General features: G+C 60.3%; 22 protein-coding genes and 3 tRNA genes. 13 read left to right on the top strand and 12 right to left on the bottom strand.

Annotation, left to right across the window (positions count from 1 at the left end):
- Positions 1 to 85 precede the first annotated feature (85 nt).
- On the top strand, positions 86 to 238 hold the full coding sequence (locus tag ACP7BV_RS04730; RefSeq protein WP_426102029.1) for a hypothetical protein: 153 nt from the start codon (positions 86 to 88) through the stop codon (positions 236 to 238).
- A 17-nt stretch (positions 239 to 255) separates the two neighbouring features.
- Here ACP7BV_RS04730 and phaP read toward each other — a convergent pair whose 3' ends face one another.
- The 4 genes from phaP to ACP7BV_RS04750 all read right to left on the bottom strand — a co-directional run bounded on the left by phaP (position 256) and on the right by ACP7BV_RS04750 (position 3,447).
- Complete coding sequence (gene phaP, locus ACP7BV_RS04735; protein ID WP_426102031.1) at positions 256 to 813, bottom strand: TIGR01841 family phasin; 558 nt, start codon at positions 811 to 813, stop codon at positions 256 to 258.
- 343 nt (positions 814 to 1,156) lie between these two features.
- Positions 1,157 to 2,965 (bottom strand): ATP-binding protein, encoded by a 1,809-nt coding sequence (locus ACP7BV_RS04740; RefSeq protein ID WP_426102339.1) that lies wholly within the window; start codon positions 2,963 to 2,965, stop codon positions 1,157 to 1,159.
- A 167-nt stretch (positions 2,966 to 3,132) separates the two neighbouring features.
- Positions 3,133 to 3,217: transfer RNA gene (locus tag ACP7BV_RS04745), tRNA-Leu, on the bottom strand.
- A 145-nt stretch (positions 3,218 to 3,362) separates the two neighbouring features.
- Positions 3,363 to 3,447, bottom strand: a tRNA-Leu gene (locus ACP7BV_RS04750).
- Positions 3,448 to 3,793: 346 nt separating this feature from the next.
- Between ACP7BV_RS04750 and rnr the strand changes: the two genes are divergently transcribed.
- The 4 genes from rnr (at position 3,794) to ACP7BV_RS04770 (ending at position 8,744) form a co-directional block, all read left to right on the top strand.
- A complete protein-coding gene (gene rnr / locus ACP7BV_RS04755) occupies positions 3,794 to 6,250 on the top strand; it encodes a ribonuclease R (RefSeq protein WP_426102033.1) in 2,457 nt (818 codons plus the stop codon).
- Positions 6,251 to 6,256: 6 nt separating this feature from the next.
- Positions 6,257 to 7,000, top strand: a complete 744-nt coding sequence (rlmB, locus tag ACP7BV_RS04760) for a 23S rRNA (guanosine(2251)-2'-O)-methyltransferase RlmB (protein WP_426102035.1) — start codon at positions 6,257 to 6,259, stop codon at positions 6,998 to 7,000.
- Between the two features lie 321 nt (positions 7,001 to 7,321).
- Positions 7,322 to 8,059: a serine O-acetyltransferase gene (gene cysE, locus ACP7BV_RS04765; RefSeq protein WP_426102341.1), complete on the top strand. Its 738-nt coding sequence runs from the start codon at positions 7,322 to 7,324 to the stop codon at positions 8,057 to 8,059.
- A 7-nt stretch (positions 8,060 to 8,066) separates the two neighbouring features.
- Positions 8,067 to 8,744, top strand: a complete 678-nt coding sequence (locus ACP7BV_RS04770; RefSeq protein WP_426102037.1) for a YceH family protein — start codon at positions 8,067 to 8,069, stop codon at positions 8,742 to 8,744.
- A gap of 120 nt (positions 8,745 to 8,864) precedes the next feature.
- Here ACP7BV_RS04770 and ACP7BV_RS04775 read toward each other — a convergent pair whose 3' ends face one another.
- From ACP7BV_RS04775 to ACP7BV_RS04805, 7 genes are all read right to left on the bottom strand, one after another.
- Positions 8,865 to 9,851, bottom strand: coding sequence for a hypothetical protein (locus ACP7BV_RS04775; protein ID WP_426102039.1), 987 nt, complete (start codon positions 9,849 to 9,851; stop codon positions 8,865 to 8,867).
- A complete protein-coding gene (locus tag ACP7BV_RS04780) occupies positions 9,848 to 10,705 on the bottom strand; it encodes an ABC transporter ATP-binding protein (RefSeq protein WP_426102041.1) in 858 nt (285 codons plus the stop codon). Before ACP7BV_RS04780 ends, ACP7BV_RS04775 begins: the two co-directional genes overlap by 4 nt.
- Complete coding sequence (locus ACP7BV_RS04785; protein ID WP_426102043.1) at positions 10,702 to 11,073, bottom strand: GntR family transcriptional regulator; 372 nt, start codon at positions 11,071 to 11,073, stop codon at positions 10,702 to 10,704. The genes ACP7BV_RS04780 and ACP7BV_RS04785 overlap by 4 nt, the downstream gene beginning before the upstream one ends.
- Positions 11,074 to 11,231: 158 nt before the next feature.
- A complete protein-coding gene (locus ACP7BV_RS04790) occupies positions 11,232 to 11,693 on the bottom strand; it encodes a hypothetical protein (RefSeq protein ID WP_426102045.1) in 462 nt (153 codons plus the stop codon).
- The gene (locus tag ACP7BV_RS04795) at positions 11,693 to 12,457 is read right to left on the bottom strand and encodes a UDP-2,3-diacylglucosamine diphosphatase (RefSeq protein WP_426102343.1); all 765 of its coding nucleotides are present in this window, start codon (positions 12,455 to 12,457) and stop codon (positions 11,693 to 11,695) included. The genes ACP7BV_RS04790 and ACP7BV_RS04795 overlap by 1 nt, the downstream gene beginning before the upstream one ends.
- 40 nt (positions 12,458 to 12,497) lie before the next feature.
- Complete coding sequence (locus tag ACP7BV_RS04800) at positions 12,498 to 12,989, bottom strand: peptidylprolyl isomerase (protein WP_426102047.1); 492 nt, start codon at positions 12,987 to 12,989, stop codon at positions 12,498 to 12,500.
- A gap of 52 nt (positions 12,990 to 13,041) precedes the next feature.
- Entirely contained in the window at positions 13,042 to 13,650 is a 609-nt protein-coding gene (locus tag ACP7BV_RS04805) for a peptidylprolyl isomerase (protein WP_426102049.1), read from the bottom strand.
- Between the two features lie 289 nt (positions 13,651 to 13,939).
- On the opposite strand from ACP7BV_RS04805, the gene cysS reads away from it, so the two are divergent.
- From cysS to ACP7BV_RS04845, 8 genes are all read left to right on the top strand, one after another.
- Positions 13,940 to 15,337: a cysteine--tRNA ligase gene (gene cysS / locus ACP7BV_RS04810; RefSeq protein WP_426102051.1), complete on the top strand. Its 1,398-nt coding sequence runs from the start codon at positions 13,940 to 13,942 to the stop codon at positions 15,335 to 15,337.
- Positions 15,337 to 15,996, top strand: coding sequence for a DNA-3-methyladenine glycosylase family protein (locus tag ACP7BV_RS04815; RefSeq protein ID WP_426102345.1), 660 nt, complete (start codon positions 15,337 to 15,339; stop codon positions 15,994 to 15,996). The genes cysS and ACP7BV_RS04815 overlap by 1 nt, the downstream gene beginning before the upstream one ends.
- A 76-nt stretch (positions 15,997 to 16,072) precedes the next feature.
- Positions 16,073 to 17,050, top strand: a complete 978-nt coding sequence (locus ACP7BV_RS04820) for an acetyl-CoA carboxylase carboxyltransferase subunit alpha (RefSeq protein WP_426102053.1) — start codon at positions 16,073 to 16,075, stop codon at positions 17,048 to 17,050.
- The gene (gene tilS, locus ACP7BV_RS04825) at positions 17,047 to 18,453 is read left to right on the top strand and encodes a tRNA lysidine(34) synthetase TilS (protein WP_426102055.1); all 1,407 of its coding nucleotides are present in this window, start codon (positions 17,047 to 17,049) and stop codon (positions 18,451 to 18,453) included. Before ACP7BV_RS04820 ends, tilS begins: the two co-directional genes overlap by 4 nt.
- Before the next feature lie 134 nt (positions 18,454 to 18,587).
- On the top strand, positions 18,588 to 19,835 hold the full coding sequence (locus ACP7BV_RS04830; RefSeq protein ID WP_426102057.1) for an aspartate kinase: 1,248 nt from the start codon (positions 18,588 to 18,590) through the stop codon (positions 19,833 to 19,835).
- A 92-nt stretch (positions 19,836 to 19,927) separates the two neighbouring features.
- Positions 19,928 to 20,020 (top strand) — tRNA-Ser (locus ACP7BV_RS04835).
- Positions 20,021 to 20,159: 139 nt separating this feature from the next.
- Positions 20,160 to 20,477 (top strand): Arm DNA-binding domain-containing protein, encoded by a 318-nt coding sequence (locus tag ACP7BV_RS04840; RefSeq protein ID WP_426102059.1) that lies wholly within the window; start codon positions 20,160 to 20,162, stop codon positions 20,475 to 20,477.
- Between the two features lie 99 nt (positions 20,478 to 20,576).
- On the top strand, positions 20,577 to 21,911 hold the full coding sequence (locus ACP7BV_RS04845) for an IS4 family transposase (protein WP_426102061.1): 1,335 nt from the start codon (positions 20,577 to 20,579) through the stop codon (positions 21,909 to 21,911).
- A gap of 344 nt (positions 21,912 to 22,255) precedes the next feature.
- Here the strand turns inward: ACP7BV_RS04845 and ACP7BV_RS04850 are convergent, their stop codons facing one another.
- Positions 22,256 to 22,483, bottom strand: a complete 228-nt coding sequence (locus ACP7BV_RS04850; protein ID WP_426102063.1) for a hypothetical protein — start codon at positions 22,481 to 22,483, stop codon at positions 22,256 to 22,258.
- Between the last annotated feature and the right edge of the window lie 91 nt (positions 22,484 to 22,574).

Genomic DNA, 22,574 nt, shown 5'->3' on the forward strand with positions numbered 1-22,574 from the left:
AACATGAGAGCACCAACCATAACGTACCTGGCGCAACTGCCTGCACGCAAGCGCACTACCTTGATCATGCTGTTCGTGGTCATGTGTGGCGGACTGGTGGCAGGGGGCGTACTTTCTTGAAACAGGCCATGCCGCTGGCGCGCAAAGCGCAGCGGCATGGCTTGCTGTTGATGTTGACGTCAATGTTGATGTCAATGTTAATGCTGGCGTCAATGTTGATGTTGATCTCGGCGACTGAGCTTCGCCTGCACCAGCCTATCCTGCTTTTTTCGTCCGCTTCTCGTTTGGCGCTACCTGTTTGGTTGCCTTTGCAATCTGGTCTTCGACAACCTGGACCGCCTGGCGCGTGGCCTGGGTGACTTGCTCGTAGCCCTGGAAGGCATTGTCAATCGCGGCCTTCATGATCTGCACCGCATTTTCCGAACCCGGCTTGACGTTCTTAGTCACATCATAGATGAGGGCCGACAGCGTGCTTTTCGCTTCGGCGATATGGGCGTCGGCCGCGCTCGTAAATTCGGTGTGGATGTCGTCGATAATGACCTTGAGCTGGGAGCCGTATTCAACGACTCCTTCCACGTTCGGCTGCGCGTGCGCGGCGGCCGCAGCCATGGCGGCCTTGGCATCCTTGGCCTGGCTCATTTCTTTACCTGCCGCCATCGACCCTTCCACCGAGTTTTTTGCCGTCGCCATGTTCAAGGCAACGACCTGTTCCACGCCTTCGACCGCCTTGCTGGTGAGGGCGTTAAAGGTCATCATCTGGAGTTCAAAAAGAGTCTTGGTGGCGGATGCAAATTGTTCGGGATTCGTAAACATTAACTTCTCCTCAGTTTGAATGGATGCTACGGACGACGTGTTGAATCTCTCCTCAAAGGGCAATGCTGTTCAAGGTATTATTGAGTGTACGCCAGCTTTGTGCAATGGCTATCTTTGAATGGGCCGTGTGCCTTTTCCCAGCCTGGGCCGAGCGCGGTTTGGGCGCAGACCTGCTTTCCGTCGAGCTTGCTGCGCCAGGTGTACCAGGGCGCGGGACCGGCCACCGCGCCCGCGCTGATACATGCAAGCAGGGTGAGGGCGCCAAGCGAGGAGAAAGATTTCATCATTGAAGCCGAGCATAGCCTGTTGGCGCCGCAAGTCAAGCACCGCACATGGGTGCAGATCAAGCGGGCGCCTTGGCGTCCGGCGCGACGCGCGGCAGCAGCAGCGTAAAACAGCTTCCCCGGCCAACGTCGCTGTGCAGCGCGATATGGCCGCCCAGCACGCCGCTGACGATATTGTGGGCCACGTGCAAGCCCAGGCCGGAGCCACCGGACCCTAGCCTGGTGGTAAAGAACGGATCGTACACGCGGTCGGCCAGTTCGGGCGCGATGCCAGCGCCGTCGTCGGCCACGGAGATGCTGACCTGGTCCTCACCCACCGGCCAGGCCGCAATGCGGATGGTGCCGTGCCCGTCCGGCGCAAAGGCGTGCACCAGGCAATTTTCAAACAGGTTGCTCAGCACTTGCGACAAGGGACCCGGGTAGCCGTCCATGGTCGGTGCGTTCAGTGCGGGCGCGATCGACAGTTCCACGCTGACCGGCCGCTGGCGAATCGCTATGCGCAGCGGCAAGGCGACTTCTTCAATCAGCTCCGCCACCGAAAAATCGCGCCGCTGCGACGTGGTGCGGTCCACTGCGAGCTGCTTGAAAGTGGTGACGAGCTTGGCGGCGCGGTGCAGGTTGCGTACCAGGAGGTCGCCCGCCTCGTGCGCCCGCGCGAGATAGTTTTCGAGCGTGGAGCGGCGCAGCCCGCCCGCCACGCCATCGGCCAACTGCTGCACGTGTTCGGCCATGGTGGTGGCCACCACCAGGCTGTTGCCGATCGGCGTATTGAGTTCGTGCGCAACGCCGGCCACCAGCGCGCCCAGCGCGGCCAGCTTGTCGCGCCGCACCAGTTCGTCTTGCGTGAGCGAGAGTGTCTCCAGCGCCGCCGTCAGCGCCGCCGTGCGCGCGGCCACCAGTTCCTCGAGATGTTCGCGGTGCTGGTTCAGTTCGCGCTCGCGGCGCGTGCGTTCGATGGCGATGCCGGCCAGGTGCGTGGCCACTTCGATCAGGCGCATGTCGTCCTGGTCGGGCGAGCGCACTTCGCGGTAATACATGGCGAAACTGCCCAGCACCTGTTGCTGGTCGAGGTAGATCGGGGTCGACCAGCAGGCGCGCAAACCGTAGGGCGCGGCCAATGCCCGGTAGGGCGCCCACAGCGGATCGGTCGAGATGTCGGAGACGATCACCGCTTCCTTGCGAAACATGGCCGAGCCGCAAGAGCCGACGTCAGGACCGATGGCAACGCCGTCCAGCAGCGCCATGTAGGAGGCGGGGAGGGTGGGCGCGGCGCCCGGGCGCAGCTTGATCCCGTCGTCGTCGAGCAGCATCACGCTGCAGATGACGCCGTCGGACTGGCTTTCGATGAGCAGCATCAACTGGTCCAGCGTGGCCGTCAGCGGCGCGCCGCGCGCGACCATTTCCAGCACCTGGCCCTGGCCCTTGCGCAGCTTTTCGGCCTGGTTGCGGCGCGTAACGTCGATCAGGCGCACGTGCATCAAGCGGCCACTGGGCGTGGGCATGATCACCAGGCGCAGTTCGCACTCGATCAGGCGCCCGCTGTTATGCACGAACTCGGCCTCGAACACTTGCAGCACGCCGTTGCACACGCGCGCAATAAAATGGTCCATCAATTGCTGCGAAGGGGTGCCGTCGCGCTGGACGGGAGGGCACAGGTCAATCAGGCGGCGCGCGAGCAATTCGCGCTCGGACAGGCCGAACTGCGAGCATGCCTTGGGGTTGACGTCGATCAGGCGACCGCTGTCGATGTCGAACAGGAGCACGGTGTCGGGCGAGGCCGACAGCAGGGCGTGATAATTGACCTGCAGCGACAGCGGATCGATGTCGGCATGCATGGACGACGTGGCGGCGTTGACGGGGGGCGACATTTTCACGGCCTTCTTCCTCTGGCGGGAGATGGTTCAGTGTAGACCATATGCACGCTGAATGCCGCATTGCTTTGAATCAAGCCTGCCAACGCAAAACACCGCAGCCTTTTGCAAGGACTGCGGCGCCGTGAATATTGCGAATTCATGCGGAGTTACTTCCGGTAGAGTGGTGCCCACGGAGGGACTCGAACCCCCACACCCGAAGGCACATGGACCTGAACCATGCGCGTCTACCAATTCCGCCACGTGGGCACTGATACAACAAGTCTGCTACTGACTCAAACTAAAGCGCCGCAATCGAGCGATTACGGCGAATCGATGAGCTTACTGATTGACTACTGATTGACTGCTTACTGACTGCTTACCGACTGCTGCGGAAATCTCTACCGAAATAGAGTGGTGCCCACGGAGGGACTCGAACCCCCACACCCGAAGGCACATGGACCTGAACCATGCGCGTCTACCAATTCCGCCACGTGGGCATATTCCTGCGTTTACTCACTGCAACCCGGCGTTGCCGCCGCGATCTGCTATCATACTAGCCTTTGAAGTTTTGCGCCAGACTAACTTTCGTTACTCCGCTGCTGTTTCCCCTGCCAATATGCTGCATTTTTTCCGCTGCAGATCTGGCTCGCCGCGAAAGACCAAAATTATAGCGGAACATTTTGAAATGTCAAAGCTCCGGTAAAAGAAACTTCGCAGCACGCTACGTTAGGCGAAACGCACGGGTGTCCGTTACACTACGCCTACCACCGTGTCAATAATCACCGTGTCAGTGCCCGCCAAGAAGTAGCGGGTCCACTGCCAAAAACAAATATAGAAAACGATTTGAACCAAATTACACACACCATCCCTAGCCGCGAGGATATTCTCGGCATTTTCCGTAACGCTCAGGCGCCACTTGATCTGCAAGAGATCGCGCGCACGCTCAAGGTCAAGACTGCCGCGATCGAAGTTCTCACGCGCCGCTTGAACGCCATGCAGCGCGACGGCCAGATCTTCTCCGACGACGAAGGCAACTACTCGCTGTCGCAAGACACCGGTTTTGTCGCAGGCAGGGTCAGCGCGCACCGCGACGGCTTCGGCTTCGTCATCCCCGACGAACCGGGCGAAGATCTGTTCTTGTCCGACAAAGAAATGCAGAAAGTGCTGCATGGCGACCGCGTGTTGGCCAAAGTCACCGGCACCGACCGCCGCGGGCGCCAGGAAGGCACCATCGTCGAAGTCGTCTCGCGCGCCAACACGCACGTCATCGGCCGCCTGTTAAATGAAAATGGCGTCTGGATCGTCGCCCCTGAAGACAAGCGCATCGGCCAGGACATTTTAGTGTCCGGCACACCCGGCAAGGCCAAGGCTGGCCAGATCGTCAGCGTTGAATTGTCCGAGCAGCCGTCGCGCTTCAAGCAGCCGGCCGGCAAGGTCGTTGAAGTACTTGGCGACCTGGACGACCCTGGCATGGAAATCGAAATTGCCGTGCGCAAGTTCGGCGTGCCGCATATCTTTTCAGCCGCCGCGCTCAAGAGCGCCGCCAAGCTGCCCGGCGAAGTGCGCGACGCCGACCTCGAAGACCGGGTCGACCTGCGCGACGTACCGTTGGTCACCATCGACGGCGAAGACGCGCGCGACTTCGATGACGCGGTCTATTGCGAACCGGTGGTCGTGGGCAAGGCCAACTGCTTCCGCCTGATCGTCGCCATTGCCGACGTCAGCCATTACGTCAAGCCGAACGACGCGCTCGACGTCGACGCGCTCGAGCGCAGCACATCGGTGTACTTTCCGCGCCGCGTGATCCCGATGCTGCCCGAAAAACTCTCGAACGGCCTGTGTTCGCTGAACCCGGCCGTCGACCGTCTGACGCTCGTTTGCGACGCCGTCATTTCGGACAAGGGCGAGATCAAGGCGTACCAGTTCTATCCGGCCGTGATCCATTCGGCCGCGCGCCTGACCTACAACGAAGTGGCCGACATCCTGGGCAACACCGCCGGCCCTGAAGCTGCGCGCCGTCCGGCCATCGTGCCCCATCTGCTCAATTTGTACGATGTGTACCACGCGCTGCACAAGGCGCGCCAGGAACGCGGCGCGATCGACTTTGAAACCACCGAAACCTACATCGTCTGCAATGCCCTGGGCAAGATCGAAAAGATCATCCCGCGCACCCGCAACGACGCCCACAAGGTGATCGAAGAATGCATGCTGGCCGCGAACGTGTGCGCGGCCGACCTGCTGATTCGCCACAAGCATCCGGGCACCTACCGCATCCACGCCTCGCCGACGAAGGAAAAGCTCACGCAAGTGCGCACCTTCTTGAAGCAGGTGGGCCTGGACCTGCAAGGCGGCGACAAGCCGACAGCGGGCGACTACGCCAACATGATGAAGCAGATCAAGGACCGTCCCGACGCCCAGCTACTGCAAACCATGTTGCTGCGCTCGATGCAGCAAGCGGTCTACAGCCCCGACAATATCGGCCACTTCGGCCTGGCGTACGAGGCCTATGCCCACTTCACCAGCCCGATTCGCCGCTATCCCGACCTGCTGACGCACCGCGCCATCAAGGCCATTTTGCTCGGCAAAAAATACGAGCCGAAGGGCATCGACCTGACCGCCCTCAACTCCAACGTCTCGAACGCCACGCGCAAGCAGCAGGCCAAGGACAAGGCGGCCGGCACCCAGAAAAACGAGAAGGACTTGACGATCTGGGACGCCCTGGGCGTGCACTGTTCGGCCAACGAGCGGCGCGCCGACGAAGCCTCGCGCGACGTCGAAGCCTGGCTCAAGTGCTACTTCATCAAGGACAAGCTGGGCGAGGAATTCACCGGCGTGGTGTCGGGCGTGACGACCTTCGGCATTTTCGTGCAGCTCGATGCCCTGTTTGTCGAAGGCCTGGTGCACATCACCGAACTTGGCACCGACTTTTTCCAGTACGACGATGCGCGCCACGAACTGCGCGGCGAACGCACCGGCAAGCGCTACCAGCTGACGGACCGCGTGACGGTGCAGGTGGCGCGGGTGGACCTGGAAGCGCGCAAGATCGACCTGGTGCTGGCCGGCGGCAGCGTCGCCGCCGACACCGGTGCGGGCCAGCCCAAGAGCGCCGCGCACAAGGCGCTCGACGCCAAACCGGGCAAGTCGCGCGAGCCGAAGGTCAACACCGCGGGGCGCTATGACCTCGACACCAGTGAAGCCAAGCCACGCCGCAGCAAATCGGCGTCGGCCGGCACCAAGAGCGCTTCGCGCTCAGCCAAGCCGGCAGCCAAAACCAGCAAGTCCAACAAGAATAAGCGATAAGAAGTAATGAAGAATAAAATGATTTTCGGGTTCCACGCGGTGACCTCGCGCTTGCGTCATGAAGCGTCGTCGGTGGAAGAGATTTTTGTCGACGCCACGCGCGAAGACCGGCGCATGCACGACCTGATCGCCAGCGCCAAGGGCATGGGCGTGCGCGTGATGCCGGTCGATTCGGCGCGCCTTGACAAGATCGTCGGCACCCGCCGCCACCAGGGCGTGATCGCGTTTGCCAGCCAGCTGGCGCTGGCGCGCAACCTGGACGAATTGCTCGACGCGATCGAAGGTCCGCCGATGCTGCTCATTTTGGATGGCATCACCGACCCGCACAACCTGGGCGCCTGTCTGCGCGTGGCCGACGGCGTTGGCGCACACGCAGTGATCGTGCCCAAGGACCGTGCGGTGGGCTTGAATGCGACCGTCGCCAAGGTTGCCAGCGGCGCGGCCGAAACCGTGCCGTACATTGCCGTGACCAACCTGGCGCGCACCATGCGCGACCTGAAGGACCGCGACATCTGGCTGATCGGCACCAGCGACGACGCCGACAAGGGCTTGTACCAGGCCGACTTTACCGGCCCGACTGCGCTGGTCATGGGTTCGGAAGGCGAGGGCATGCGCCGCCTGACGCGCGAGACGTGCGACATGCTGGTCAATATCCCGATGTTTGGTTCGGTCGAGAGCTTGAACGTCTCGGTGGCGTCGGGCGTCTGCCTGTACGAAGCGCGCCGCCAGCGGCTGGCCAAGGAAGGCTGACGCCGCAGGCCGATCGTGGCGCAATGCGCGCCTTGCGCTTTTGCGCCCTACGGTGTGCGACGGATTTGCCACGCGATCGCCACGAGATCGCCACGGAATTCGCCCGAATCCGGCCCGAATCCGGCCCGAATCCGGCTCGAATCTGGGCACGAACGTGCCAACGAATCTCCCACGCACCGTAGGGCGCAAAAGCGCTGCGCGCGCATTGCGCCACGCTCAGCCGGGGACCTCCTGATCGCCCCGTCGACTTTGACCCCCCGTAAGCAAGCATGGGGCGAATACGCTACCATGCCTGTATCGCAACTGTTTCCCTCCCCATCTATGTTCCCCAATCTGCGCGACGATATCAAGAGCATCATTGAGCGCGACCCCGCGGCGCGCAATGCCTGGGAAGTGTTCACCTGCTATCCGGGCTTCCAGGCCATCATGATGCATCGCTGGGCGCACGCCTGCTGGACGCGCGAACTCAAATGGATAGGCCGCTTCATTTCCTATATCGCGCGCATCATCACCGGCATCGAAATCCACCCCGGCGCCACCATCGGCCACCGGGTCTTTATCGACCATGGCTTTGGCGTGGTCATCGGCGAGACCGCCAACGTGGGCGACGACTGCACCATCTACCAGGGCGTGACGCTGGGCGGCACCTCGCTTGGCGCCGGCACCAAGCGCCACCCCACGCTCGAACGCGGCGTCATCATCGGCGCCGGCGCCAAGGTGCTCGGTTCATTTACGGTGGGCGAGTATGCCAAGGTCGGCTCGAACGCGGTTGTCATCAAGCCGGTGCCGGCCGGCGCGACGGCGGTGGGCAACCCGGCGCACATCGTCCAGAAGAATGCCGATTCGCGCAGCGCCCATTTGTTTTCGGCCTACGGCGTCACGCCCAACGGCGACGACCCGCTCTCGAAAGCCTTGCACGGCCTGATCAACCACGCCGCGCGCCAGGACGAGCAGCTCGAACGCCTGACGGCGCTGATGAAGGCGTCGGGAATAGCCTGCGCGAGCATGCCCGAATGTGATAAATTGGATTCGGTAGAGCTCAATAAACTGGTCGAGTAAGGAAGCCATGACACAAGAAACACCCGACGGCGCGCCCATCCTGGACCCGTTTGAAATCCGCGTGCTGGCCGTGCTGGCCGAGAAAGAAGCGCTCACGCCGGATAACTATCCGATGACGCTCAACGCCATCACCAACGGCTGCAATCAACTGTCTAGCCGCGACCCGGTGATGCAGCTCTCCGACGAGACGGTGCAGGAAGTGCTGCAAAGCCTGATGCAGCGAAAATACGTCAACGGCATCACGCAAGCGGGTGCGCGCGCCGCCAAGTACGAGCACCGCATGCGCATCAAATGGTCGCTTGAACAGGACAAGCTGGCCGTGCTCACCGTGCTGATGCTGCGTGGTCTGCAAACGGCCGGCGAAATCCGCACCCGCAGCGGGCGCCTGCACGACTTCAAAAGCGTCTCTGACGTCGAAACGTGCCTGCAGTTTTTGATCGACAAATACCCGCCCATCGTCGCGCGCCTGGCGCTTGCGCCCGGCACCAAGGAGCCGCGCTACGGTCAGCTGCTCGGCGGCGACGCCGCGCTGGCGCAGCAGGAAAGCGCCTTCGGCACGGCGTCGGCTTCGCCGTCGGCGCAGGGCAGTCGGGTAGGGCAGCTGGAGCAGGAAGTGGCCGCCTTGCGCGGTGAAGTTGAAGCGCTCAAGCAGCAGTTTGAATCGTTCAAACAGCAGTTCGAATAGTCACCGGCTTTCGATAGTAGGGCGCAATGCGCTGCGCTTTTGCGCCCTACTGTATTTCCGCAACCTGATCTGTGTCGTCAAGTGGGGGCGCCGTCGTAAAAGCGCGGCGTTTCAAGTCGATTAACCTTCGTCTTTCCAGCGCCGAATCCGGATCGCGGCAAAGATCATGGCCGCGCCGGCAACTGCGCCAATCATGGCTTGCGGCGTTGCCAGCGTCATCCACGACATGGTGAACACTTCGGTCATGAATGTGGCGCGGTCGCCGCCAGCGAGCGCTACTTTGTCAATGTGCGACAGCGGCAACCAGTTTCCAGGCACCAAGCCGACCAAGCCGCGGGCGACGATGTTTTCGGTGACCCAATGCGTGTCGATGCCGAAGCCAAGAATGTGCGTGGCCCACTTAAGCATGCCGACCAGCAGCAGCGGCGCACCCACGGCCCACAGGAACACTTTCGACTTGGCCCACGACGACACCATTAGCAGCCAGCCGATGGTGGGCAAGGCCCACACCAGATACACCGGCAGCAGGCCGAGCAGCTGGAGCGGCGCCAGGTAGAAGCTGGCGTTCGACAGTACGAGACCAAACATGTTGATGCCTTGCACGGCGGCGACAGTGCCCACGACCAACATGGTCAGCACCGACAGGAACACGCCCACCGCGATGGTGATCAGCGGCGCGACGACGCCGGCCGTAAGGACCTTGGACAGCACGGTCTGCGCGTCCGACACCGGCAGCGACTTCCAGAACAAAATGCTGCGGTCGCGCCGTTCGTCATGCAGGGCGCTCAGGCAATAAAAGAAAGCGACCGCGGCCAGCATGAGCAGCAGCGGCGCGGCCAGGGCCAGGTAGCTGCTGGCGGCGATGTCAGCCATTTTTTGCTTTTCAGCCGCGGGCAGGGCGTCGAAGGCGGTATGGATTGACGTCGTTTCAACGGCATTGTCCATCTTGACCGAGATGTGGCTCTTGAATTCGCCCTGCGCCGCGCCGTAGATCATTGTGCCGCTCAAGAAGCAGAACATCAGCGCCGCCGCCACGATCGGCGCCCAGAACATTGCGCCCTTGTGCTCCCAAAATTCGCGGCGCACCAGCCATTTCATCGTTTTCATGCGTAGGTTCCTTTCATGGTCGCAACGAACAGGTCGGCGACGCTTGGGTTGCGGGTTTCGCCGAGGGCGGAGAGCTGGGCACGCGACACGCCATCGAAGAGCATCACGGACTTGCCGAACACAGTGCGCTGGTCGATCGGCAACAGCGCATTGGCGGCCGTCAATTTGTCGCCCGACACCATCACTTCGGTATAGCGCTCGCTCAATTCGTCCATCGACGCCGACAGCACGATCTTGCCGTCGCGGATGAACATCAGGTCGGTGAGGATGTGTTCGATCTCCTCGACCTGGTGGGTGGTGATGACGATCGTCTTGTGTTCGTCAAAATAGTCTTCCAGCAAGTTCTGATAGAACTGCTTGCGGTACAAGATGTCCAGGCCCAGCGTCGGTTCGTCAAGCACCAAGAGCTTGGCATCGATCGCCATCACCAGCGCCAGGTGCAGTTGCACCACCATGCCCTTGGACATTTCCTTGACCTTCATCGAAGGCTTGAGCTTGGTGTTGGCCAGGTAGCGTTCAGCCTTTTTGCGGTCAAAGCGCGGATGCACGCCGGCCACGAAGTCGATGGCGTCGCCCACGCGCAGCCAGCGCGGCAGGATTGCCACGTCGGCGATGAAGCACACATCCTGCATCAGCTGGTCGCGCTGGGTGCGCGGGTCAAAGCCCAGCACCGACAGTTCGCCCTCGAACGGGATCAGCCCGAGGGCTGCCTTGAGGGTGGTGGTCTTGCCCGAACCGTTCGGTCCGATCAGACCGACGATCTTGCCGGCGGGGATCTCAAAGCTGATATTGTCGACGGCGACCGACTTGCCGTAATGCTTGCTCAAGCCCTTGGCGGAAATGACGGCGCTCATGACTGCGCTCCGCTCGCCGCGCTGCTGCGCAGCAATTGCTCGACATCGAGGCCGAGCCGGCGGATACGCTCGACCATGGCGGGCCATTCTTCGCGCACGAAACGCTCGCGTTCGCTGGACAACAGTTTTTCGCTCGCGCCTTCGGTGACGTACATGCCAATTCCCCTTCTTTTTTCTACGAGATTGTCGTCCACCAGTTCCTGGTAAGCCTTGGAAACAGTGATCGGATTGAGCTGGTACTCGGCCGCCACCTGGCGAACCGAGGGCAGGGCGTCGCCCGCTTTCAGGACACCGTCGAGCATCATGCCGATGACCCGTTCCTTGAGCTGGCGGTAAATGGGGGTGTTATCGTTCCAGCCGGTCGTCATGTCATGCGCTCCCGCTCTGGTGGTGCTGTTTGGATCATACGTCCTCCTATTGGTGGGGTATCAAAGTGGTGATGTAGTGAACTATAACACTAATATTATAGTAGTCAACACAATTTTGATATGGCTATCGATGGATTGCGGGCGCAGGGCCGGGTGGGTTACAACTGGCTGAACAGCAGCAACATGGTGAGCGCCAGAATCAACGCGCCAATGCAGCAAGCGGCGACAGCTTCCTTTCGCCTGGAAGATGCGCACTGTTCGACAGCGTAGCTATCGTAGGGAAACTCGCGCGCATACCAGACGTCGAGCGGCATGCGCAGCAACTGATCGTGAAGGCGCAGGTCGGCAACGCCAAACGCTTTTTCGCACATGGATGCATCGACACTGACAGTGGATTCCCGCTGAACCGCCGGTCCTGAACCTGCTTTTACCGGGTAAGTCACGGTAAGATCGAGCAGTTTGGGGTCCTCGCTGTCGAAGGCGGTGTTGATCACCAGTGCCTGGACCTTGATCCAGGTCCGGCGCCGTCCATAATGCCATCCACTGCCCAGCATGATAGCGGCGAACATGAGGCCTATCAGGGCCATGGCAATGACGATCGGCGCAGGAAGCCTGTCCATTACGGCGTGCTGGCGAGCACTTTGCCGTCGAGGTCGAACCGTGTGACGGCGCCGTCGCTTCCAATGGCGATCCAGCCGCCGCGCGCCGGTTCGGCATACGGCTCCCAGTCCGGCAGCACGTAACGCCGCCGTCCGCCGTGCGCGTGCAGGGCCGGGCGGTGGGTGTGGCCGTGAATGATGACGTCGCATGCGGCGGCATCGAACAGCGCATCGACGGCAGAGGGCGCCACGTCCATGATCTCGGCGCTCTTGGTGCTGTGCGCTTCCTTGCTGCCCTCGCGCATGCCGGCGATGATTGCCTTGCGCTGCGCCAGCGGCATTGCCAAAAATTGCGCCTGCCACACCGGATCGCGCACCTGGGCGCGAAACGCCAGGTACTTCACGTCCCCGGTGCACTGCGCGTCGCCGTGCACCAGCACCACCCGTTGACCGCCGATGTCGGCAACATGCGGTTCGGCCAGCAGCGTCACGCCGGTAGCGGCAGCAAATGCCGCGCCCACCAGAAAATCGCGATTGCCTGCGATCCAGTAAACGGCCACGCCGGCATCAACCACGGCGCGTATGGCTTGTGTAATTGTTTGGTGGAACGAATCAGCGAGATCGTCGTCGCCTGCCCAATATTCGAACAGGTCGCCGAGAATGTAGAGCGCCTGCGAGGCCATCGCCCGATCCTGCAGGAAGGCAAAAAATGCCGCACAGGTTTCGGGATGCGAGGTCTGCAGGTGCAGGTCGGAAATGAACAGCGCGAGCGTGCGCGCGGGCATCGTCATCGCGCAAAGGCCGGAACCGGATGCCCGCAGTGCATCAGATGACTTCGATCTTCTCGATGATGACCGGCTCTTTTGGCACGTCGGACGAGAACATGCCGCTGCGACCGGTCGGAACTTTGCGGATCTTGTCAACCACGTCGGTGCCGTCGGTCACTTTGCCGAACACGGCGTAACCCCAGCCATCCTGGCCCGGATAGTCGAGGAAGCTGTTGTCCACGGTATTGATGAAGAACTGCGCCGAGGCCGAATGCGGATCCGACGTGCGCGCCATTGCCAGCGTGTACGGCTTGTTCTTCAGGCCGTTCTTGGCTTCGTTTTCCACTTGCTGGTCAGCCGGCTTTTGCTTCAGGTCAGGGTCGAAACCGCCGCCCTGGATCATGAAGTTGCCGATCACGCGGTGGAAAATCGTATTGCTGTAGTGGCCCTTGGAAACATATTCGAGGAAGTTGGCAACCGTTTTCGGCGCTTTTTCAGCATCCAGTTCAACGGTGATATTGCCCATGTTGGTGGTAATCAGTACGGCCATGATGAGATCCTTCAGTAGAGTTTTTGTTTGATCGCTATTTTACTGCGCTTTATTACTGTTTCAGTACCGCTGGCGCCTTGACCAGCGTGGCGCCCTTGATCACGATCGGAATGACCGGCACGTTTTGCTGGCCCTTGACATCATCGACCAGCACGCCCTTGATCTTGTCGACCACATCCTGGCCCGACACGACCTTGCCGAACACCGTGTAGCCAAAGCCGTCGCGCCCCGGATAATCAAGCGCCTCGTTGTTGGCAACGTTAATGAAAAACTGCGACGTGGCCGAATGCGGATCGGCGGTGCGCGCCATGGCGAGCGAGTAGGGCACGTTCTTGAGGCCGTTCTTGGCTTCGTTCTCGACCGGCTTGTTGGTTTTCTTTTGATTGAGCTTGGCGTCCATGCCGCCGCCCTGGATCATGAAGCCGTCGATCACGCGGTGGAAAATGGTTCCCTTGTAATGGCCGCTCTTGACGTAGGTAAGAAAATTGGCGACCGTTTTCGGCGCTTTTTCCTGGTCCAGTTCGACGACGATTTCACCCATGCTGGTATTGATGGCCACTTGCGGCGGTTCGGCGGCCATGACGGCGTGGCTGAGCGTGAGGCCGCAAAATACGGTGAGGAAGCGGACGAGCAGGGGCGTGCGGACCAATTTCGAAAACATTTTCGATTCTTGCATTAGGGCTTCCTTGGTGTTGAACATTTGATATAAAGTGGCGGATCGGCTGTCAAGCCTTTTACGCAAAAATAAACCTGATCCATATGCGGCCAGTCGAGATTTTATCAATGCTATACTTTGCTCGCAACGCCCTATTCTATCCCAAAGAAGAACACGCAGAGGGCGCCAACGATCTCGAAGCAATAACCGTTTCTCCGGTGCGCGCCTATGCGGCGCTCGCGCCTGGTGATGGTATTGCCCGGGTGTGGCGCGCGCTGTCACCAGTAGAAATCCGATGAGCCAACTAAAGATTTACAACACGCTTGCGCGTGACAAGCAGGTCTTCGTTCCGATCGTACCAGGCAAGGCGGGCATGTATGTCTGCGGCATGACGGTCTACGATTACTGCCATATCGGCCACGCGCGCATGATGATGGCCTTCGACGTAATCTATCGTTGGCTCAAGGCGTCGGGCTACCAGGTCACCTACGTGCGCAACGTCACCGACATCGAAGACAAAATCATCAAGCGCGCCGTGGAAAACGGCGAGTCGATCCATGCGCTGGTGTCGCGTTTTGAAACATACATGGATGAAGACACGGCTGCACTGGGCATCCTGGCGCCCGACGTGGTCCCGCACGCCACGCAGTATGTACCGCAGATGCTGGGCATTATCGAGCTGCTCGAGCAAAAAGGGCTGGCCTATCGCGCCGCAGACGGCGACGTCAATTATTCAGTCCGCAATTTTGAAGGCTACGGCAAACTGTCGGGCAAGTCGCTCGACGACCTGCGCGCCGGCGAACGCGTGGACGTCAATACCGGCAAACGCGACCCGCTCGACTTTGTGCTCTGGAAGTCGTCCAAGGAATCAGAGCCCGATGAAGTGAAATGGGATTCCAAATGGGGCAGCGGACGTCCCGGCTGGCATATCGAATGCTCGGCCATGTCGTGCGCCACGCTGGGCGAACAATTCGACATTCACGGCGGCGGGGCTGATTTGCAGTTTCCCCACCACGAAAATGAAATCGCCCAGTCCGAAGGCGCTTTTGGCCATCCGATGGCCAATTTCTGGCTCCATAACGGCTTTGTGCGTGTCGATAACGAAAAAATGTCCAAGTCGCTGGGCAACTTTTTCACGATCCGCGACGTGCTGAAAAAGTACGATGCCGAAGTCGTCCGCTTTTTTATTTTGCGCGCCCACTATCGCAGCCCGCTCAACTATTCCGACGCCCATCTGGACGACGCCAAGGCCGCGCTCACGCGCCTGTACACGGCGCTGGTTGACGTTGAGCTGGCTGACGTCGATCTGGCCGGCATCGATGTCGCCGTCGACTGGGAAGAAGCGCATGCCATGCGTTTTCGCGAAGCGATGGACGACGACTTCAACACGCCGGTCGCGCTCGCGGCGCTGTTCGACCTGGCCACGGAACTGAACAAAAGCAAGTCGCTCGCCCATGCGCGCCAGTACAAGGCGCTGGCCGGCGTGATCGGCTTACTCGAACGCACGCCGCAGCAATTTTTACAAGGCAGCGAAGACGCTGGCGACGCCGTCCAGGCGCGCATCGACGAGCGCATCGCCGCCAAAAAAGTGAAAAATTTCGCCGCCTCCGACAAGATCCGCGCCGACTTACTGGCCGAAGACATCATCCTCGAAGACAAGCCGGACGGCACCACCACCTGGCGTCGCGCATGATGGCGCTGCACAAGGACAGCGCGGGGACCACCTCGCTGGTACTCGCAGTGCCTGCCTATTGGGAGCAAGCCAAAGCCGAACTCATGAAGCGCGACCGCATCATGAAGAAGCTGATCCCGCAATTTGGCGACCTGCATCTGGTCGGCCATGGCGACCCGTTCACCACGCTTGCGCGCTCCGTGGTCGGTCAGCAAGTGACCACCAAGGCCGCCGACGCGGCCTGGAACAAGCTGATCACCGTGTGTCCCAAAATTACGCCGGCACAGGTCATCAAGGCGGGCGCCGAGCAGCTTGGCGGCTGCGGGCTGTCCAAGCGCAAGACCGAATACATCCTCGACTTGGCCGACCATTTCAAGGCCAAGCGCGTGCATGCGAACCAATGGGCGGAAATGGATGACGAAGCCGTCATCGCCGAACTGGTGCAAATCCGCGGCATTGGGCGCTGGACAGCAGAGATGTTTTTGATATTTAATCTGTTGCGCCCGAATGTGCTGCCGCTCGACGACCCTGGCTTAATCCAAGGCATTAGCCAGAATTATTTTTCGGGCGAGCCGGTCTCGCGCAGCGATGCGCGCGAAGTCTCGGCCAACTGGGAGCCGTGGCGTACGGTCGCCACATGGTATTTGTGGCGTTCCCTCGATCCCATTTTTGTCGAATAGCTGAACGGCGGTAGAATAGTGCTTGTATCGGCCGCGCGGCGGGGCATGTCGCGGCTTGAATTTATCCGGAGATATAATGATTAAAACAACATTCCTCAATTTTGAGCAGCCAATTGCAGAGCTCGATTCGAAGATTGAAGAGCTGCGCTTCGTCCAGGACGACTCTGCGGTGGACATTTCCGAAGAGATCGATCGGCTGGCCAAAAAAAGCCAGCAGCTGACCAAAGACATCTACGCCAAGCTGACGCCTTGGCAAGTTTCCCAAATTGCCCGCCACCCGCAGCGTCCGTACACCATGGATTATGTGAATGAAATCTTCACCGATTTCCACGAACTGCACGGCGACCGTTCGTATGCGGACGATCTGTCCATCGTGGGCGGTCTGGCCCGCTTCAACGGCCAGGCTTGCATGGTCATCGGCCACCAGAAGGGGCGCGACACCAAGGAGCGCGCGCTGCGCAACTTCGGCATGCCCAAGCCGGAAGGTTACCGCAAGGCCATGCGCCTGATGAAAGTGGCTGAAAAATTCGGCCTGCCGATTTTCACCTTTGTCGACACCCCGGGTGCCTTTCCCGGCATCGACGCCGAAGAGCGCGGCCAGTCCGAAGCCATCGGCCACAACCTGTACGTGATGGCCGAACTTAAGGTGCCGCTGATCGCGACCATCATCGGCGAAGGCGGCTCGGGCGGCGCGCTGGCCATTGCCGTGGGCGACGCCGTGCTGATGCTGCAATATGCAACCTACTCCGTCATCTCGCCAGAAGGCTGCGCATCGATCCTCTGGAAAACGTCTGAGCGCGCCTCCGACGCTGCCGACGCGCTTGGCCTGACGGCCCACCGCCTCAAGGCCATGGGCTTGATCGACAAGATCATCAATGAACCGCTGGGCGGCGCCCACCGCGACCCGAAAGCCATGGCAACCATGCTCAAGCGCGCACTGGCCGACACGCTGCGCCAGTTCCAGGGCATCAAAACCAAGGACTTGATCGAGCAGCGCCATCAAAAGTTGATGAGCTACGGCAAGTTCAAAGAAACGACGCCGGCCGAAGAGTGAGCCAGCAGATCGCCGGGAACCTTCCGGCAGCATTTGCGCGGGCCTTGAGCGGCCTGCGCGACGTTTCTCCCGACCCGATCGCGATCGCCTACAGTGGCGGTCTCGATTCCTCCGCCCTGTTGCACCTGGCGCATGCCTACGGCGTGCAGCACGGCGTGCCTATGTTCGCCTTTCACGTTCACCACGGCATCAGTCCACATGCCGACGCCTGGCTCGCCCATTGCGAAGCGACCTGCGCCACGCTCGGCATCCCGTTTGAAGCGTGCCGCGTGGTGCTGGAAAAAACCAGGTCGGGCGTGGAGGCTGCTGCCCGCAAGGCACGCTACGCCGCCCTGGGCGCCATGTGCCGCGGACACGGCGTGCGCCTGATGCTCACCGCCCACCACCTCGACGACCAGGCTGAAACAGTGCTGCTGCAATTGCTGCGCGGCTCGGGCACGGCCGGTCTTTCCGGCATGGACGCGGCCAACGCCGCGCCTGAACTGCTGGGCAATCCTGATCTGGTGATGGCGCGCCCGCTGCTGCCGGTGTCGCGTGGCGCGCTTGAACATTACGTCGCCGCTCAGGCCATCGGCTACGTGGAAGACGAATCGAACACGCATCCGCGCTACGCCCGCAATGCGCTGCGGCACCAGGTGATGCCATCGCTGGCGCAAGCGTTTCCCGGTTACCAGGAGCGCTTTGCCCGCAGCGCGGCGCATGCCCAGTCGGCCCAGCGCCTGCTGACCGAACTGGCCGAGCAAGACCTGGCCGGTTGCCTGGTTGACGACTGCATCGATTGCGCCAAGCTGCGCGCGATGAGCCTGGACCGCGCTTACAACATGCTGCGCCATTGGTTTGCATTGCGCGCCATGCGCATGCCGTCCACCGCCTGGCTGACCGAAATGGTGGCCCAGCTGGTGGAGGCGCGCCACGACCGCCAAGTGCTGGTCACCCATCCCGATTGCCACATCCGGCGCCACCGCGACCTGCTGCACATCACGCCCAAGCTCGCTGACCTGGCCGGCCTGCGCGATCCGGACGATGAAGGCGTGTTCGTCAAGGAAGGCGAACTGTTCGCCTGGACGGGCGAGGCCAGCATGGCCTTTCCGGCCTACGGCGGGGTGCTCCATTTTGACCAGGGCGAGCAGGGCATGGACACCGACTGGCTGCGCGCCCAGCCGCTGCTGATCGATTTTCGCAAGGGCGGCGAGCGGCTCAAGCCGGCCGCCAACCGGCCCACCAGGCCGCTGAAATATCACTACCAGGCGTGCAACGTACCGGCCTGGGAGCGCGCGCGCCTGCCGGTCGTTTCCACCGGCAAAAGCTTGCTGTTTGCGGCGGGCATTGGCATGGATTGTCACCACTTCGGGACCGGTTCCGGTCCCTTTATCGCTCTGCGCTGGCAGACGTTCGCGGCCTGACGCCTACCTGGAAATGTAATTACCATATACCAATACGATATAGCTTTCCGATTCCCCGTGCCTTGTTTTTTTGCACCGCAGCATGTAGAGTTGAGCCCTTCTTTTTAATATTCTTGAGCGGAAACTTCTCTCTTATGGCTTTAATTGTCCACAAATATGGTGGTACGTCGATGGGATCGACCGACCGCATCAAAAACGTGGCGGCACGGGTCGCCAAGTGGCATGACGCGGGACACCAGATTATTGTTGTGCCGTCGGCCATGTCGGGCGAAACCAACCGCTTGATCGGCATGGCCAAGCAACTGATGGAGCATCCCGATCCGCGCGAACTCGACATGATTGCCGCCACCGGCGAGCAAGTGTCGGTCGGCTTGCTGTCGATGGCACTTTTGGCCATCGGCAAGAAATCGGTCTCTTACGCCGGCTGGCAAGTGCCGATTAAGACCGATTCCTCGTACACCAAGGCGCGCATCGAGTCGATCGATGACACCAAGGTCAAGGCTGACCTGGCCGAAGGCAAGATCGTCATCATCACGGGCTTTCAGGGCATCGACCAGCACGGCAATATCACCACGCTGGGCCGCGGCGGTTCGGACACCTCGGCCGTGGCGATCGCGGCCGCCATGGGGGCGCAAGAGTGCTTGATCTACACCGACGTCGACGGCGTCTACACGACCGATCCGCGCGTGGTGTCCGAAGCGCGCCGCTTGAAGACCATTACGTTTGAAGAAATGCTGGAACTGGCTTCGCTGGGCTCGAAAGTGCTGCAGAGCCGTTCCGTTGAATTTGCCGGCAATTACCGCGTGCCTACCCGCGTGTTGTCGTCGCTGACCGACCCCCTGATGCCGCTTGAAGAAGAAGCCAAGTCGGGCACCCTGATTTCGTTTGAGGAAGATACACATATGGAACAAGCCGTCATCTCCGGTATCGCGTTCAACCGCGACGAGGCCAAAATCACCGTCCTGGGCGTGCCCGACAAGCCGGGAGTGGCGTACCACATCCTGGGGCCGGTCGCCGATGCCAACATCGAAGTGGACATGATCATCCAGAACCAGTCGGTGGAAGGCAAGACCGACTTCACCTTTACCGTCACGCGCGGCGAGTACGCCAAGGCGCTGGCGATCCTGGAAGCGGGCCGCGCCGAGCTGGGCGCTGCCAGCGTCTCGGGCGACGCCAAGGTGTCCAAGGTGTCGGTGGTGGGCGTGGGCATGCGCAGCCACGTGGGCGTGGCCTCGCAGATGTTCCGCACGCTGTCGGAAGAGGGCATCAACATCCTGATGATATCGACATCCGAGATCAAGATTTCAGTGCTGATCGATGAAAAGTACATGGAATTGGCCGTGCGCGCGCTGCATAAAACCTTTGATTTGGAAAATGCATAACTTTTTTCAAAAAAGTGAGCGTGCTCCATTGACCAAACTGCCGGGTAACCGGTATCATCGCGGTCTTCTGATCTAGTTCGCTGGATAAGAAAGGAGACGTGGCCGAGTGGCCGAAGGCACATCCCTGCTAAGGATGCATACGGCTTATACCTGTATCGTGAGTTCGAATCTCACCGTCTCCGCCAGTATTAGAAAAAAAAGCTCCCTTACCGGAGCTTTTTTTTCGTCTGCTCATAGGAGAAATCTCAATAATCGTGTCCGCCGGTGTCCAGGTAGATGCGCTACAATCCAGCTAACCGACGGGGGTAGTGGCGGGGGTAGACTATGGCGACTAAAATCAACAAACTGTCGGCGCTGGCGGTACGGACACTCGATAAGCCTGGCTATCATGGAGATGGCGGCGGCCTTTTTCTGCAGGTGTCGAAGACGGGATCGAAAAGTTGGATTTTCCGGTTCGCCGTTAAGGGCAAGGAACATGAGATGGGGCTTGGTCCCGTGCATACTGTCGATCTTTCAAGTGCGCGTCAGCGCGCCAAGCAATGCAGATTGATGCTCGTCGATGGCAAAAATCCGTTAACCGAACGTCGCACCACGCAGACAGCTGCCAAAGTCGCCATATCGTTATACACAACTCTGAGCTGATCTGGCGACCCCTGAAAAATCTGTTTACATTCAAGCACTTGCGAATGTACTTGTAAACTTTCAGGAAAAGGCGTTTACTTTCGGAATTTAGGTGACGCGTTGGCTACTGAATCGAAGCACTGGGTTGCGGAAGAATTCGCTGAAATGGACCTGGGCGATGCGCGTCTGAACAAGCGCGCACGAGTACTGGTGGAAGCGTTCGCGGCCAAGCCGACAGCGAACATTCCGATGGCATGCGACGGCTGGACTGAGATGATGGCGGCCTACCGTTTCCTTGACAACGACGCGGTCACCTGGGAGGGCATCATGGCGCCGCATTGGGAGCGAACGGAACTGCGCATGAGCGCCCATCCGGTTGTGCTTTGCCTGCAAGATACTACGGAGCTCGATTTCAACGGACAGAAGGTGCGCGGTCTCGGGCCACTCAATTACGAGGCGCGCCGCGGCATGTACGTGCACCCCACGTATGCCGTGACGCCGCAGCGTGAACCACTCGGGGTATGCGATGCGTGGATGTGGGCGCGCGAGGAACGCGACGCGAACGGTGTGCGTGGCGGCCAGAAGGAAAGCGCCCGCTGGAGCGAAGGCTACGAGCGGGTCGCCGAGATGGCGGCCAGGGTGCCATCGAGCCGCTTGGTCTATGTGGCCGACCGTGAGGGCGACATGCTCGGCATGATGCAGCGCGCGAAGGCGCTGGGCACACCGGCTGACTGGCTGGTGCGCGCTAAGCACAACCGTTGTTTGCCTGATGGTGACAAGCTGTGGGAACGTACCTGCGCCGACCAGCCGTTGGGTCAGATCGTCTTCACGATGCCATCGCGGCATGGCATCAAAGAACGCAAGGTGCGCCAGGAGCTGTGGGCCGCATCGATCGAGCTGCATACTGGCAAACCGGGAGCTGTCACCGTCACGTGCGTGATCGCGCGCGAAATTGATGCACCGAAAGGCGCTAAGCCGGTTGAATGGCGCTTGCTGACAAACCGCTCCGCGCCCACGCTCGACGATGTCATCGAGCTCATTGATTGGTACCGCGCACGCTGGGACATTGAAATGTTCTTCAATGTACTAAAAAATGGATGCAAGGTCGAATCGATGCAACTGGGCAGCATCGAGGGAATCGAGCGGGCCTTGGCGCTGTATATGGTCGTCGCTTGGCGCATCGCGCACCTGATGCGCTTGGGCAGAACCTGCCCAGACCTTGATGCCAGCCTCTTCTTCAGCCCCGACGAGATTCACGGCGCCTATCTGTTGACGAACACAAAGCAGCCGGTGGCGCGACCGCCAACATTGAACGAAGTGCTGCGTTTGGTGGCGCGCCTGGGTGGCTTCATCGGCCGCAAGAGCGATGGCGAGCCAGGCGTGAAGACGATCTGGCTGGGCCTGCAAGAGGTGCGTATAGCGGCTGCAACACTGGCAGCATTAGGAGAACAATGAGTTGTGTATAACGATATGGCCTAAACTGGATCCTTTGCCCCAAGTCAGACTTGAGAAAAACGGCTACGCTTTTCAGTGGACGGGAGTTGTGCCAAATAGCAAAACCCCGGAAGTCGTCACCATGAATAGCAAATATACCGTTGCACTTGAAACAAACTCGGGCAAAACTTACCTACAATGCAGAGATCTCCGCGCCCCGAAAAATGAACAGCTCGAAAGTGGGACTTGCCAAGGTCGAATTCTATATGCTCTACCGAAAAAGTAGAAAATAACGCAAATAAAAACCTCCCACATACGAGGGCGGCATCCTTAATTGCATACGGTAGTTCGTCGAGCATTTGCTCTTAGTTGATGCGCATGAGACGCTGGCCGTGAATGCCCCATTTGCATTCGACGCCATCCGAGGTGCCGCACAACACCCATCCGGTGCCAATCTTTTGCACGGTGACACCTGATTTTAACTCGGCGGCGAGCTTTTCAGCCCACATGCTGGCCGATCCCTGGCCCTTGAAAAGTTCATTGCCTTCGAAAATCACGGTGGCGTCAAATACGGATGCGGTAAAAATTGTCATTGTTTCGGTCTGCTTGAGATAAGTGAGATGATTGTGTGCCGCGGGCGCAGTTCAAGCGGCTTGGCGAGCACAGTTTGGCGATCGGTGTCGA

The sequence above is a fragment of the Massilia sp. TSP1-1-2 genome (assembly GCF_049896185.1).
Classification (GTDB): Bacteria; Pseudomonadota; Gammaproteobacteria; order Burkholderiales; family Burkholderiaceae_D; genus Telluria_A.